This is a genomic window from Streptomyces sp. NPDC047130 (genome assembly GCF_040643475.1).
In the GTDB taxonomy this organism is placed as follows: domain Bacteria; phylum Actinomycetota; class Actinomycetes; order Streptomycetales; family Streptomycetaceae; genus Streptomyces.
Map to the genome: position 1 here is coordinate 24,880 of NZ_JBEYUK010000009.1, position 13,848 is coordinate 38,727.

General features: G+C 73.3%; 9 protein-coding genes and 1 pseudogene. All 10 read right to left on the bottom strand.

The features are described 5' to 3' along the window. Positions 1-68: 68 nt before the first annotated feature. The 10 genes and pseudogenes from ABZ836_RS13700 to ABZ836_RS13745 all read right to left on the bottom strand — a co-directional run bounded on the left by ABZ836_RS13700 (position 69) and on the right by ABZ836_RS13745 (position 13,789). Complete coding sequence (locus ABZ836_RS13700) at positions 69-1,766, bottom strand: FAD-dependent oxidoreductase (protein WP_356134071.1); 1,698 nt, start codon at positions 1,764-1,766, stop codon at positions 69-71. Between the two features lie 65 nt (positions 1,767-1,831). Continuing rightward, the gene (locus tag ABZ836_RS13705) at positions 1,832-2,665 is read right to left on the bottom strand and encodes a carbon-nitrogen hydrolase family protein (protein ID WP_361141932.1); all 834 of its coding nucleotides are present in this window, start codon (positions 2,663-2,665) and stop codon (positions 1,832-1,834) included. Positions 2,666-2,862: 197 nt separating this feature from the next. Then, on the bottom strand, positions 2,863-4,032 hold the full coding sequence (locus tag ABZ836_RS13710) for an MFS transporter (RefSeq protein ID WP_361141934.1): 1,170 nt from the start codon (positions 4,030-4,032) through the stop codon (positions 2,863-2,865). Between the two features lie 92 nt (positions 4,033-4,124). Continuing rightward, on the bottom strand, positions 4,125-4,589 hold the full coding sequence (locus ABZ836_RS13715) for an Lrp/AsnC family transcriptional regulator (protein ID WP_361141936.1): 465 nt from the start codon (positions 4,587-4,589) through the stop codon (positions 4,125-4,127). A gap of 47 nt (positions 4,590-4,636) precedes the next feature. Beyond that, positions 4,637-6,079 carry a GuaB1 family IMP dehydrogenase-related protein gene (locus tag ABZ836_RS13720; protein WP_361141938.1) on the bottom strand — a complete coding sequence of 481 codons (1,443 nt, stop codon included), beginning with the start codon at positions 6,077-6,079 and terminating at the stop codon, positions 4,637-4,639. 125 nt (positions 6,080-6,204) lie between these two features. Further along, a pseudogene (locus ABZ836_RS13725) lies at positions 6,205-6,444 on the bottom strand (helix-turn-helix domain-containing protein); the annotation flags it as partial. Between the two features lie 120 nt (positions 6,445-6,564). Then, positions 6,565-10,041, bottom strand: a complete 3,477-nt coding sequence (locus ABZ836_RS13730; protein WP_361141940.1) for a S8 family serine peptidase — start codon at positions 10,039-10,041, stop codon at positions 6,565-6,567. A 326-nt stretch (positions 10,042-10,367) separates the two neighbouring features. Next, on the bottom strand, positions 10,368-11,411 hold the full coding sequence (locus ABZ836_RS13735; protein WP_356134060.1) for a sugar-binding domain-containing protein: 1,044 nt from the start codon (positions 11,409-11,411) through the stop codon (positions 10,368-10,370). Positions 11,412-11,528: 117 nt separating this feature from the next. Beyond that, positions 11,529-12,215, bottom strand: a complete 687-nt coding sequence (rpe, locus tag ABZ836_RS13740) for a ribulose-phosphate 3-epimerase (protein WP_361141942.1) — start codon at positions 12,213-12,215, stop codon at positions 11,529-11,531. Between the two features lie 143 nt (positions 12,216-12,358). Then, positions 12,359-13,789 (bottom strand): transcription antitermination factor NusB, encoded by a 1,431-nt coding sequence (locus ABZ836_RS13745; RefSeq protein WP_361141944.1) that lies wholly within the window; start codon positions 13,787-13,789, stop codon positions 12,359-12,361. Positions 13,790-13,848: the final 59 nt, after the last annotated feature.

Consider the following 13,848-nt stretch of genomic DNA (forward strand, 5'->3'; position numbering starts at 1 on the left):
CGTGGCTGTGGCTGTACTGTCGCCGGCGTCTGCGTCTGCGCCTTCGCGTGCGCCTGCCGCGGTTCCCGTCAGTCCTCCGGGAGTTCGACCGGCGCGATCTCGTCGTAGACGTCGCCCGGTCCGGGGTTGGTCGGGTCGGTGGAGCCGCCCAGGTGGTGCATCACGCCCCACACCGCGTTGAGCGCCGTCTGCACCGCGCCCTCGGCCCAGCCGGCCGTCCAGGAGATGTCGTCGCCGGCCAGGAAGAGGCCGCGCCGGTCCTCGGGCAGCCGGTCCTGCACGAAGTGGGTGAACAGGCGGCGCTGGTAGCGGTAGTGGCCGGGCAGGTTGGCCTTGAACGCGCCCATGAAGTAGGGCTCGTTCTCCCAGGAGACGGTGACCGGGTTGCCGATGATGTGGCGGCGGATGTCGAGGCCCGGGTAGATCTCCCCCAGCGACTTCAGCATCACCTCCATCCGCTCGTGGGCGGACAGCGGCAGCCACTTCAGGCTGTCGTCGCACCAGGTGTAGGAGAGGCAGATGGCGGCCGGCCGGTCCGGGCCGTCGTCCAGCAGGTAGGTGCCGCGCGTCATCCGGTCGGTGAGGGTCATCGACATCAGGTCGCGGCCCGTCTCCGGGTCCTTGTCCCGCCAGAACGGCCGGTCCACCGGCACGAACAGCTTGCTGGACTCCATGTAGTGGGTGCGCTCGACCGCGGTCCAGTGGTCGATGGGCAGCAGCGCGTCGTCGCACTGGATCTTGGAGAGCAGCATCCAGGACTGGGCGGTGAACACCGCGGCCCGGTAGGTGCGGATGTCGCCGTCGGCGTCGGTGACGGTGATCCGGTTGCCGGCCGTCCGGTGCAGGCGGGTGACGGCGGGGCGGGGCTCGCCGCCGGGGTGCAGGGAGCTCAGCGAGGTGCCGTAGGGCCAGTGGACGATCTTCTCCGGCTCCCTGGTCCACAGCCGCAGCGGCAGCTGCTGGGAGCCGCCGACGATGCCGCGGTGGTGGTCGTCCGCCTCGGTGTAGACGACCCGCAGGATCTCCAGGATGGAGTTGGGGAAGTCGGTGTCCCAGCCGCCGGTGCCGAAGCCGACCTGGCCGAAGATCTCGCGGTCGCGGAACGAGGCGAAGGCCGGGGAGTCGCAGAGGAAGCCGTAGAAGGTCTGGTTGTCCAGCTTCTCGACCAGTCGGGCCCACATCTCCCGGATGCGCGGCACGTCGCGCTCGCGGATGGCGCGGTTCATGTCGGAGAAGTCCGCGCCCTCCTCGAGGCAGCGCGCCCACGCGTCGGCGACCCGGCGGTAGACCTCGGGGAGGTCCTCGGCGGTCTCCGCGTAGTGGCTCTCGCCCTTGAGGTCGACCACCGTCGAGGGGGTCACCGGGGCGAGCGGGTTGGGGAACGGCCTCGTCTCCAGGCCGACCAGGTCGATGTAGTGCTGGAGCGCGGTCGAGCTGGGCGGGAAGCGCATCGCGCCGAGCTCGGCGGTGAGGCCGGGGTCGCAGCCGTCGAAGCCGACGGTGCGCAGGCGTCCGCCGAGTTGGTCCGCCTCGTACACGACGGGCTTGAGGCCCATCTTCATCAGCTCGTAGGCCGTGACCAGGCCCGACAGCCCGCCGCCGATGACGGCGACCTCGGTGCCGTGCTCGGTGGCGGGCACCTGGCCGAGACCGGCCGGGTGGGCCAGGTAGTCGTCGTAGGCGTAGGGGAAGTCCGGGCCGAACATGGTGACCGGGGGAAGCCCCTCACCGGCGTGCGGGACGGCGGTGGGCACGGTGGACGTCATCGGGTGCGGACTCCTGGGGTGACTGACCGACGGGTCGAGACGGCTGGCTGACGGGTCGAGACGGTTCAGGCGGTGCGGGCGGCGGCGCGGGCGGGCTCGGCGAGGGCGGACTCGGCCAGGGCGCCGTAGAGGCCGGGGCGCCGGTCCTGGAGGTACGGGTTGGTCTCGCGGGACGCGGCGGGCAGCCGGGGATCGACCTCGGCCAGAAGGATCTCCTCCCCCTCGCCGGCCCGCGCGGCGACGACCCCGTCGGGGCCTGCCAGCAGGGTGAGGCCGGTGAAGGCGAACTCCCCTTCGGTGCCGGTGCGGTTGACGTACGCGACGTACATCTGGTTCTCGAACGCCCGCACCGGTACCAGCGATTCGGCGACGAACCGGTAGGGGTGCATCAGGGCGGTGGGGACCAGCAGCAGGTCCGTTCCGGCCAGGGCGTGGGCCCGGGTGTTCTCCGGGAACTCCACGTCGTAGCAGATCAGCAGACCGACGGTGAGGGAGCCGAGGCGGGCCTGGACGACGGGGGTGTCGCCCGGGGTGAAGTGGGTCCGCTCGAAGTCACCGTAGAGGTGCGTCTTGCGGTAGTTGGCGAGCGGGGCGCCGTCCGCGCCGATCAGCCGGGCGGAGTTGTACGTGTGCCCGCCGTCGCTCTCGGGGTAGCCGTAGGCGATCGCGATGCCGTGGCGGGCGGCGACGGCGGAGAGGGCCTCGGCGGACGGTCCGTCGGCGGGCTCGGCGAGCCGGGGGACGGCGTCCCCGATCGCGTAGCCGGTCAGGAACATCTCCGGGGCGGCGATCAGTTCCGCTCCCGCGCGGGCGGCGCGGGCGGCCGCCGCGTCGAGGACGGCGATGTTCGCGCCGGTGTCGCCCGGACGGCCGGAGCTCTGGAGCAGGGCGGTGCGCATGGCGGGGTCTCCGGCGGGAAGGCGGGTGGGTCGAGCTGCGGCTTCGACCGCGCCCACGACAGTACGGTCCGTGCGTCGGGGCGGACAATACGGATCCGTTGCGGACAACCGCGCGAATCGTTGCGTGTACCGCGGCATCCCCGTCGAAACGTTGCGTGTGCCCCCTGGGCGGGCGCGTGCGGGGTCGGCGCCGCCGCTCAGACGCGGCTGCCGTGACGACTCCCGCGGCCACGGCGGCCACCGTCCCGCCGCAGCAGGACCGCCGCCGGCACGGCGTACGCGCACGCCAGGACCGCGAAGGTCACGCCGTGGGGCTCGCCCAGCGCGCCGTACGCGGTGTACGTCGCTATCACGGTGAGGTCCGTGGCCATGCCCGCCACGGAGGTGACCGTCGCCCGCCCGGGCCCCCGGATCGCGTGCTGCAGCCGCGCGTCCGCCAGCACCGTGGCGAGCTGGAACCCGGCGAAGGCCAGTCCGGCGAGCACCGCCGTCCCGGCGGGCGTCCCCCACAGCGCTCCCCACCCCAGCATCGCCGCCGAACCGGCGAGCAGCGGACCGAGCCTCCGCCCCGCGAACCACCGCTCCGCGGGCCCGGCCGGCAGACCGCCCACCGCCGCGCCCGCCCAGATCGCCAGCAGGTACCAGGAGACCTCGCCGTCCGCCGCCCCGGTCTCCCGGACCAGCAGCGGCGTGTACTCGTCGAGCGCGCCCCACACCCCGGACACCGCCGCGACCAGCAGCATCGCCCCGACCGGCCACCGGACGGGCCGCACCCGGGTCGCTCGGTCCTCGCCGGAGACGCCGGCCCCGTCGGGGTCCTCCCCGAGGACGCCGGGCTCATCCGTCTCGGCGGGCTCACCGGGCCCGCCGGGCACCCCGCCGTCCCGCCGCTCCGGCATGGCGTGGGCCGCCCCCGCCGCCAGCAGGCACGCCGCGACCGAGGCCACGCCGATCAGCGTCTGTCCCCCGGCCTCGAGCAGGGGACCGGCCACCGCCATGGAGGCCACGACGCCCAGGGTCTCCGCCGTCCGGGCCCGCCCCATCACCGCGGGGTAGCGCGCGACCGCGCCCGCCCGCTCCAGTTCGTCGTGGACGAGGGCCTCGAGCGCGCCGGAGGCCAGCGAGCCGCCCACACCCCACAGCACGAAACCGGCCGCGAACGACCAGTAGGAGGGCGCCCAGACCCACAGGGCGAAGCCGGCGGCCGACAGCAGCGGTCCGGCGCGCAGCGCGGAACGCCGCGAGTACCGGTCGGCCAGGGCCCCGGAGGGCGCCTCGGCGACGACACCGGTCAGGGACCAGATCGCGAACAGCGAGGAGATCTGCCCCACGGACAGCCCGGCGTCGGCGAACAGCAACGCGTACACCGGGTACAGGACGACGCAGTCGCCCAGGAAGGAGTAGGCGTACAGGGCCGCCGTCAGGCGGCCCGGGGCATCAGGTCAATGTCGTCGGCGCTTCATACCGTCGAGGGTAGTCCGGATCCGCCGGAGAAGCGCCGCAGAAGCGGGGAAAGGACCAGAACGGATTTGGTGCGCTCGACGAACGGCTCCCCCGCGATCCTCTCCAGCACCTGTTCGAAGTGCCGCATGTCCTCGGCGAAGACCTGGACGACCGCGTCCGCCTCCCCGGTGACGGTGGAGGCGGACACGACCTCGGGATAGCGCTCCAGCCCGCGGCGGATGGTCTCGGGCGAGGTGTTGCCGCGGCAGTACACCTCGACCAGCCCTTCGGTGGACCAGCCGAGGGCGGCCGGGTCCACGCGGACCGTGAACCCGGTGATCACCCCGGTCTCCCGCAGCCGGTCCACCCGCCGTTTCACGGCGGGCGCGGACAGGCCGACCATCTGGCCGATGTCGGCGTAGGACCGGCGCGCGTCCTCGGCGAGGGCGCGCACGATGCGTTCGTCGAGCTCGTTCAGCAAGGCGCGGGGATCACTTCCGTACGTGGTTGTACGGGCAGTAGAACAGATCAGCTCCAGCTGGCGTGCAGCGGCTTGCCCTCCGCGTAGCCGGCCGCGCTCTGGATGCCGACGACGGCCTTCTCCGCGAACTCCGCCAGGTCGCCCGCGCCCGCGTAGGTGCAGGAGGAGCGGACGCCCGCAACGATCGAGTCGACGAGGTCCTCGACGCCCGGCCGGGCCGGGTCGAGGAACATCCGCGAGGTGGAGATGCCCTCCTCGAAGAGCGCCTTGCGGGCACGGTCGTACGAGGACTCCTCGGAGGTCCGGTTGGCCACCGCGCGCGCCGAGGCCATGCCGAAGGACTCCTTGTAGAGCCGCCCGTCGGGCGCCTGCTGGAGGTCGCCCGGGGACTCGTAGGTGCCGGCGAACCAGGAACCGATCATCACGTTGGAGGCGCCGGCCGCGAGGGCCATCGCCACGTCGCGCGGGTGGCGGACGCCGCCGTCGGCCCAGACGTGCTTGCCGTGCTTCTTCGCCTCGGCGGCGCACTCCAGGACGGCGGAGAACTGCGGGCGGCCCACGCCGGTCATCATCCGGGTGGTGCACATGGCGCCGGGGCCGACGCCGACCTTGACGATGTCGGCGCCCGCCTCGATCAGGTCGCGCACGCCCTGCGCGGAGACGATGTTGCCCGCGACGATCGGCGCGGCCGGGTCGAGCGCCCGGACGGTGCGGACGGCGCTGATCATCGACTCCTGGTGGCCGTGCGCGGTGTCGATCACCAGGGTGTCGATGCCGGCGTCCAGCAGCTGCTTGGCCTTGCCGGCCACGTCGCCGTTGATGCCGACGGCGGCGGCGATGCGGAGCCTGCCCTGCGCGTCGACGGCGGGGGTGTAGAGGGTGGCGCGCAGCGCGCCCGTGCGGGTGAGGATGCCGGCCAGGCGGCCCTCGGCGTCCACGGCGGGGGCGTAGCGGCGGTTGGCGGCGTCGAGGGTGACGAACGCCTCGCGGGGGTCGACGTCGGCGTCCAGCAGGAAGAGGTCGCGGGACATGACCTGCGAGAGCTGGGTGAACCGGTCGACGCCGGAGAGGTCCTGGTCGGTGACGACGCCGACCGGCTTGTAGTGCTCGTCGACGACCACGCCGGCGTTGTGGGCCCGCTTGGGCAGCAGGGCGAGCGCGTCGGCGACGGTCTGGTGCGGGGAGAGCACGATGGGGGTGTCCAGCACGAGGTGGCGGCTCTTGACCCAGCCGACGACCTCGGTGACGACCTCGATCGGGATGTCCTGCGGGATGACGACCAGTCCGCCTCGGCGGGCGACGGTCTCGGCCATCCGGCGGCCCGCGACGGCGGTCATGTTGGCGACGACCAGCGGGACCGTGGTGCCGGTGCCGTCCGGCGAGGAGAGGTCGACGGCCTGGCGGGAGCCGACGGAGGAGCGGCTCGGAACCATGAAGACGTCGTCGTAGGTGAGGTCGTACGTCGGCTGGACGTCGTTGAGGAATCGCACGTGCACATCCCGAAAGAACAGATACGGCCCTGCGGCGTGGACCGCCGAGGGAAAAAGGCACGTACTTCAGTTTCCCCCGGCCGAAGCCGGGGGAACCAGACACGGATCATCCACAAACGCGATCTTCAGCTTTGTACTTTCCTCCTAAGATCCGCGAGGTCCTGCAGGTCCCGCGCCGACGCGCGGGGGCTCAGGCGGGGGAAGTGTTCCCTGGCGTGCCAGCCGAGCTGGATGCGGGTGTTGACGCCCGCCGCGTCCATCATCTGCCGGATCCGCCGCTGCACGGTCCGCCGCCCGATGCCCAGGCGCACGGCGACGGTGGCGTCGGTGCACCCGTCGAGCAGCATGCGCAGGATCTGCAGGTCGAGCCCCCCGGACTCCGCCCTGTGCGCTTCCATCCGCTTGTCCCTCCTCTCCGCACCACGGACGCCCTGAGGCCCGCCCGGCCGCGGCGTAGGCGGCGGGACGGGCCCCAGGGCGCCGCGTCAGCCCAGGTCGGGGCGCTCGGTGACCTTCAGGGCGTTGACGAGCGTCTTCCCGTCACCGGCGACGAGGCGCAGGTTCAGCTGTCCGTCGGTCACCGTGACCCGGAAGGTCTTGGTGAGCGCCGTCCGCTGGCCCGCCTCGAGGGCGATGTCGAGGTTGTCGACACGGGTCGTGCCCTCGGCCATCACGTCGAAGACGCGCTTGCCCGGGGCCTTGTTGCCGATCTCCGCGAAGTCCACCTCGATGTCGTAGACGCCGTCGGCGAGGCCGTCGAAGCGGTACTCGAGGGCGCCCTCGCGGGCGGTGGCGAAGCGGGCGTCGTCCACGGTGCCCGCGATGCCGCCGCTGACGCGGGTGGTGGTGGACCGGCCGACCCAGCCGTGCGAACCGCTGGTGTACGCGCGGTCGGCGCTCCAGGCCGCGCCGTCGGAGTCGGCCGCGGTGCCGGTGGTGGCGCCGACGTCGACGGCCCGGGAGTAGCCCGGCACCACCAGGGTGACCGGCACGGTGAACTCGGGCGCGCGCCCGGAGGCGGAGCGGACGGTGACCTCGGTCGTGTAGACCTGGCCGGCGGTCAGCCCGTCGGTGGACAGGCTCAGGCCCAGCTTCTCCTCGGCGCCCTTGGCGAGGGTGCCGGTGGCGCCGTCCAGGGCCAGCCAGTCCGCGTTCTCGGTGACGGTGAACTCCGTCTCGGAGCCGGAGTTGGCCAGCGTGAGGCCGCGTTCCCGGTCCTCGCCCGGCGGGACGACGGCGAGCACGCTCTCCGCGGAGGCGGCGACGGCGCCGGTGGCCAGGGCAGCGCCGACCTCGACCAGTTCCCCGGAGCCGACCTGGACGGTCTTCTCGAAGCCGCGGTAGGCCGGGGCCCGCACGACGACCGTGTTCTCGCCCTCGGGCACGCGCAGGGTGTAGCCGCCGTCGGCGCCGGTGACCGCCGTGGCGCCGCCGGCCGTGACCTCGGCCCCTTCGACGGGCCTGCCGTCGTTGGCGTCGGTGACCGTGCCGCGGATCCGGGAGCTGGTGTCGCGGAAGGAGATGCTCATGCCGTCCGCGAGCACCGGCTGGTTCAGCGCGTACTGGAGGGCGACCGTACCGGTGGCGTTCTCGACGCCGACGGTGGCGCTGTTGCCCTGGAGGCGGGCGTTGCCGGCCGGGACGTCCTTGTAGCGGTAGGTGACGCCGCCGCTCTCGGTGAGCTCCACCGAGAAGGAGAAGCGCACGGTGGTTCCCCGCGGCATGACGTCGCGCCACTCGACCAGGAACCTGCGGTTCGGCGCCTCGCCCCAGCTCTTGGTGGTGACCTGGCCGGGCGAGGTGACCGTCAGGTCGTCCCAGAACGGGTAGAGGGCGGCGTTGGGGGCCGCCGTGGACGGGATGGCGACGTTGGAGAAGCTGGTGGAGCTGCCGCCGAAGGTGAGCACGCCGTTGGTGCTGACGTGACCGGCGCCGTACTGGTTGCCGTAGAGCGGGAAGGTGAACGGCAGGTTCACCGGGGCGGCCGCGTCGTCGCCGGTGAGGGCGAGCGGGGTGTCGCCGGCGATCCACTCGGCGGTGCCGGTGGAGCAGGCCGTGCCGAAGGAGTCCTTCCGGGCGGGCAGGGTGAGGTCGGCCGTGAGGTCGGCGCTCACGCTGATCTCCTTCTGCGCCTTGGTCAGGCACAGCGAGGAGGAGACCGCTTCGAGGGTGTAGTCGCCGTTCGGGACGACGGCGGAATAGGTGCCGTTCGCGGCCGTGGTGGTGGAGACCGGGGTGCCCGCGAAGGAGACGGTGGCGCCGCCGACCGGGCCCTCGGTGGAGCGCACCGTGCCGGAGACGGTGGAGGACGGGGCCTGCTCCATCGCGATGGAAGCGGACGCCGTCGCGCCCTCGGTGACGGTGGCCCGGGCGGTGCCGTTCAGGTAGCCGTACTTGGAGGCGGTGAGGGTGTACTCGCCGACCGACAGGACGGGCAGCGTCCAGCCGCCGTCGGCGCCGGAGGTGACGGTGCGGTCGATGGGGCCGTCGACGGTGATCCGCACGCCCGCGAGCGGCTCGCCGCCGGAGGTGACGGTGCCGCCGAGCGAGCCGACCGGGCCGCGCGGCGCGTTGTCCACGGCGGCGCGCACGTCCAGCTTGCCCTCGCCGAAGACGTTGTTGCGGGCCGCGGTGCCGCCGCACTGCAGGTTCTCGGTGTCGACGGCGGTCTGGTCGAGCAGTTCCTCGGTGGCCTCGACGTCGCCCTGCAACTGCGGGGACGCCGACCAGATCAGGGCGACGGCGGCAGCGGTGTGCGGGGAGGCCATGGAGGTGCCGTTGAAGCTGTCGTAGCCGCCGGGGACGGAGGACCGGACGTTGACGCCGGGGGCGGCGATGTTCGGCTTGACCGTGCCGGCCTCGCCCGGGCCGCGCGACGAGAAGGAGGCGATGGCGCCGTTCACGTCGAAGGCGCCGGTGGAGTAGCTGGAGACGTACGTGCCCGGTGAGCCGGAGGTGCTGCACGACGAACCGCTGTTCCCGTTGGAGAAGGCGGGGAAGATGCCCGCCGCGCGCCAGGAGTCGACGATCTCCTGGTACCAGGGGTCGAAGCCGCTGCCGCCCCATGAGTTGTTCACGACGTCGGGCGCCATCTCCGGCCGCGGGTTGTTCCCGGCGCGGTCGGTCGGGGCGAGGATCCACTCGCCGGAGGCCAGCAGGGAGGCGTCCGAGCAGGAGTTGGACTCGCAGCCCTTGGCGGCGATCCAGGTGGCGCCGGGGGCGACGCCGATCTGGTTGGCGCCGCCGTCGTCGCCCACCATGGTGCCCATGGTGTGGGTCCCGTGGTCGTTGTTGTCGCAGGGGTTCCCGCCGGCGCATATCGACGCCGGGTCGAACCAGTTGTAGTCGTGGCTGAAGGTGCCGTCGCCGTTCCGGCCGCGGTAGGAGGCGGCCACGGCCGGGTGGGTGTGGTCCACGCCGGTGTCGACGTTGGCGACGACGATGCCCTCGCCGCGGACGCCGTCGCCCTCCCACACGTCGGGGGCGTTGACGGCGTCGATGTTCCACTCGACGCCGGAGACGCGGTTCTCGCGCTCGCCCTTCTCGGGCTCGTCCAGCTTGATGCCCCGGTCGGCGCGGATCGACTCGACCTCGGGGAGGGCCGCGATCTTCTCCGCCACCGCCTTGCCCGCGGTGACCTGGACGGTGTTGATGATCCAGAAGGAGCGCGCCTCCGCGCCGTTCTTCTCGGCCACCGCCAGGACGTCTGCCTGGCTCTCCTCGGCCGTCTCCTTCTTGGACCGCAGGACCTCGGCGCCCCGGGCGGTCTTGTCGGTGAGCCTGTTGGCCCTGGTCAGGTCCGCGTCCTGGGCGAGGTTGACCCAGAACGTCGTCTTCCCCCCGTCCTCGAACTCCTCGAGGACGCGCTTCTCGGCCTTGGCGGGCAGGCCCTCGGCGGCGTTCGGCGCGGCGGTGGCGCCGAGGGCGCCGAGCGGTAGCAGCGCCATGGACGTCAGAGCCACGAGCGCGGCTCTGACCGGTCTCCGGTTCGGTCTCAACAGGTCTCCATCCCACGAGCGGCGGGGATCTCCCGCCCCGACTTGCTGCAGTCGTGCTGAGTGGTGGAACGCTGAGGCCGGGCCGTCATGGGCCCGGCGACCGGCCCATTCTTCGATCATGTGCATGACTTCACAAGAACGGAATGCGCCTTCCACGCCGGGCTGGCCCAAACTCGCCAACCGGTCCGGCGAAGGCATGGACCGCCGCGCACCGGGGTAACGGCGCGCGGCACGGCCGGAGAACGCCGGACGGCCCGCGCCTGGGGCGCGGGCCGTCCGGTGACGCTACGTCAGACGCCGTCGGGGTCCGCCCGGTTGAGGGCGGGGGCGGGCGCCTGGCCCGCCGTGAGCAGGTAGTCGGCGGCCGAGGTGTCGGTCACCAGGCTGGTGACCAGACCCGACCGCAGCACCGCGTCGATCGCGGCGCCCTTGCGCGCCCCTCCGGCGATCGCGACCACCTCGGGGATGCGGCGCAGCTGCTCCGCCTTCACCGTGATGCACCGCTCGCCCAGGTCGCGGCCGACCCGCCGGCCCTGCGCGTCGAAGAGGTGCGCGGACATCTCCGCGGCGACGCCCAGCGAGGCGTAGTGCTCCCGCTCCTCGTCGCTCAGCATGTCGTGCACCGTGGAGACGCCCGGTTCCCACGACCCGATGGAGACGCAGGCGACGGTGACCTTGTCGAAGTACTCGAAGGCCCGGGCGATGCCCGTCTGGTTGCGCAGCGCCGCCGCGGTGGCCGCGTCCGGCAGCAGCATCGGCGCGTAGATGGGGTGGGCGTCGCCGCCCGACACCTGGGCGGCGCGCCGCACCGCCTCCACCGAGCCGCGCTCGGCGGTTCCGGCGTCGTAGACACCGGTGAGCTGGACCACCGTGCACTGCGGCAGCTTGTTGAGCGCCACCGACATGTGGATGGTGGACCGTCCCCAGGCCAGCCCCAGGACGTCCCCCTCGTCGACCAGTTCGCCGAGGAGGTCCGCGGCGACCTCGCCCAGGCCCTCCGGGTCCGGGGAGTCCTGGGCCTCCGGAGGGGACTCGACCACGACGGCGTGCCGCAGGCCGTACCGGGCCCGGAGCGCGTCGGAGCGCTCCGCGTCCAGTTCGGCCGGGACACGGATCTCGATCCGCACAAGGTCCCTCTCGAGGGCGGTCTCCAGGACCCGCGCCACCTTGAAGCGGCTCACGCCGAACTCCTCGGCGATCTGGATCTTGGACTTGCCCTCGAGGTAGAAGCGGCGGGCCATGGCCGCCGCCTGCACCAGCTCAGCGGGACCCATCCGCATGGCTGACCGGCCCGCCGACATACCCGACACGGCGCTCTCCTCACTGCTGTTCACATCTTGGACCTGCCGTCCATCCTTGCAGATGTGGCAGGACGTATCCGCCCCCTGTGGGCGTCGTTCACGTTCCGTTGGCCCCGCATCCGCCGTGCGTCACATCCCGGCCGGGCGGTGTCAGTGGCCGCACGCCCAGGACGCGGCGGCGGTGGCCGACTCGGCGCTCGCCCGCAGCGCGCGGACCGCCTCGGCCGGGTCCTGGGCGCCGTAGACCGCGGAACCGGCCACGAACACGTCCGCCCCGGCCTCCGCGCAGCGCTCGATGGTGGAGGCCGAGACACCGCCGTCCACCTGCAGCCAGAGTTCGAGGCCGTGCTTGGAGATGAGCTCACGGGTGCGGCGGATCTTGGGCAGCATGATGTCGAGGAAGGCCTGGCCGCCGAAGCCCGGCTCCACCGTCATGATCAGCAGCATGTCGAGCTCGGGCAGCAGGTCCTCGTACGGCTCGATCGGCGTGGCCGGCCGCAGCGCCATGGAGGCGCGGGCGCCCTTGGCGCGGATCTCCCGGGCGAGCCGGACCGGCGCGGCCGCGGCCTCCACGTGGAAGGTGACCGACCCGGCGCCGGCCTCCACGTACTGGGGGGCCCAGCGGTCGGGCTGCTCGATCATCAGGTGGCAGTCCAGCGGGGTGTCGGTCGCCCGTGCCAGGGACTCGACCACCGGCACGCCGAGGGTCAGGTTCGGCACGAAGTGGTTGTCCATGACGTCGACGTGGAGCCAGTCGGCTCCGGACACCGCCTTCGCCTCGTCGGCGAGGCGCGCGAAGTCCGCGGACAGGATGCTCGGGTTGATCTGCACGGCCATGCCCCCAGCCTCCCATGCCGCGCGCCTCCGGGCGGCATCCGGGTGCCTCTCTTTTCCGCTCGGATTTCCGCCCGGACCCGCCGCGCGCGGCGGCCGGGCCCGCGGCACGCGCGGCGGCCGGGGGCGTGCCGCGCGGCCGGGCGTCAGGCCAGGCGGCGGAACAGCGCCAGGTACATGGCGTCGGTGCCGTGCAGATGCGGCCACAGCTGCACGTCGGGGCCCTCCCCGAGCTCCGGCACACCCGGCAGCAGGGGGCGCGCGTCGAGGAGTTCGGCCTCCCCGGCCCGCTGCTTGAGCACGTCGTCGACGACCGCGCGGGTCTCGGCCAGGTGCGGCGAGCAGGTCACGTACCCGACGACGCCGCCGATCCGCACCGAGTCCAACGCGGTGCCCAGCAGCGCCCGCTGGAGCGGGGCGAACCCGTCCAGGTCCTCGGGGCGGCGCCGCCACCGCGCCTCGGGCCGGCGCCGCAGCGCCCCCAGGCCGGTGCAGGGCACGTCCATCAGGACGCGGTCGAACGATCCGGGGCGCCACGGCGGACGCGTCCCGTCGGCGGCGATCACCTGGTAGGGGCCGGGGTTGCCCTCCAGCGCCCGCGCCACCAGTCCGGCGCGGTGCGGCTGCTTCTCGGAGGCGAGCAGCACCGCCCCGCGCTCGGCGGCCAGTCCGGCGAGCAGCGCCGCCTTGCCGCCGGGGCCCGCGCAGCCGTCCAGCCAGGCCCGGTCGGGGCCCTCCAGCGGGGCGTTGGCCAGGGCCAGGGCGACCAGCTGGCTGCCCTCGTCCTGCACGCCCGCGCGGCCTTCACGCACCGCCTCCACCGCGCCGGGCTCGCCGCCCTCGGTGAGCCGGACCGCGTACGGCGACCAGCGCCCGGGCGCCGCCGCCTCCTCGCCCAGCGACTCCAGCAGCTCCCCGGCCGTGGCCCGTCCGGGGCGCGCCACCAGGGTCACCTCGGGGCGCTCGTTGTCCGCGGCCAGCAGTTCCTCGACGCCGGCCCGGCCGCCGCCCAGCGAGTCCCACAGCGAGGAGACCACCCAGCGCGGGTGGGAGTGGACCACCGCGAGGTGGTCCTCGGGGTCCTCGTCGTAGGGCGGGGCGACCCGCTCGAGCCAGCCGTCCAGGTCGTGCCGGGCGATCTTGCGCAGCACGGCGTTCACGAACTTGGCCCGGCCGTCACCCAGGACGACCCGGGCCAGCTCGACGGTCGCGGAGACCGCCGCGTGGGGCGGGATCCGGGTGCCGAGGAGCTGGTGGGCGCCGAGCGAGAGCACGTCCAGCACCGGCGGGTCCACCTCGCGCAGCGGGCGGTCGACGCAGTCGGCGACGATCGCGTCGTAGGTGCCCTGGCGGCGCAGCGTGCCGTAGACCAGCTCGGTGGCGAGAGCGGCGTCCCGGCCGTCGAAGCCCTCCTTCTCCCGGGCCTTGCGCAGCAGCGGCGGCAGGACCAGGTTGGCGTACGCGTCCCGTTCGTCGACGGCGCGCAGCGCCTCGAAGGCGAGGATGCGGACCGGGTCCTTCTGGGGCCGGCGGTACGGCTTGGCGGGCTTGCGGGGCCGGCGGGAGGGGTCGCTCACGAAAAAGGTGCTCCGGATCGGAAATCGAGAAGGGGAATGCCTCCCCAGGGTACGGCCCC

Bases quoted from the DNA above. Each gene is read 5' to 3' on its own strand.
- rpe (WP_361141942.1), bottom strand. From the start codon at position 12,215: ATGGCCGTGCAGATCAACCCGAGCATCCTGTCCGCGGACTTCGCGCGC.
- ABZ836_RS13700 (WP_356134071.1), bottom strand. From the start codon at position 1,766: ATGACGTCCACCGTGCCCACCGCCGTCCCGCACGCCGGTGAGGGGCTT.
- ABZ836_RS13705 (WP_361141932.1), bottom strand. From the start codon at position 2,665: ATGCGCACCGCCCTGCTCCAGAGCTCCGGCCGTCCGGGCGACACCGGC.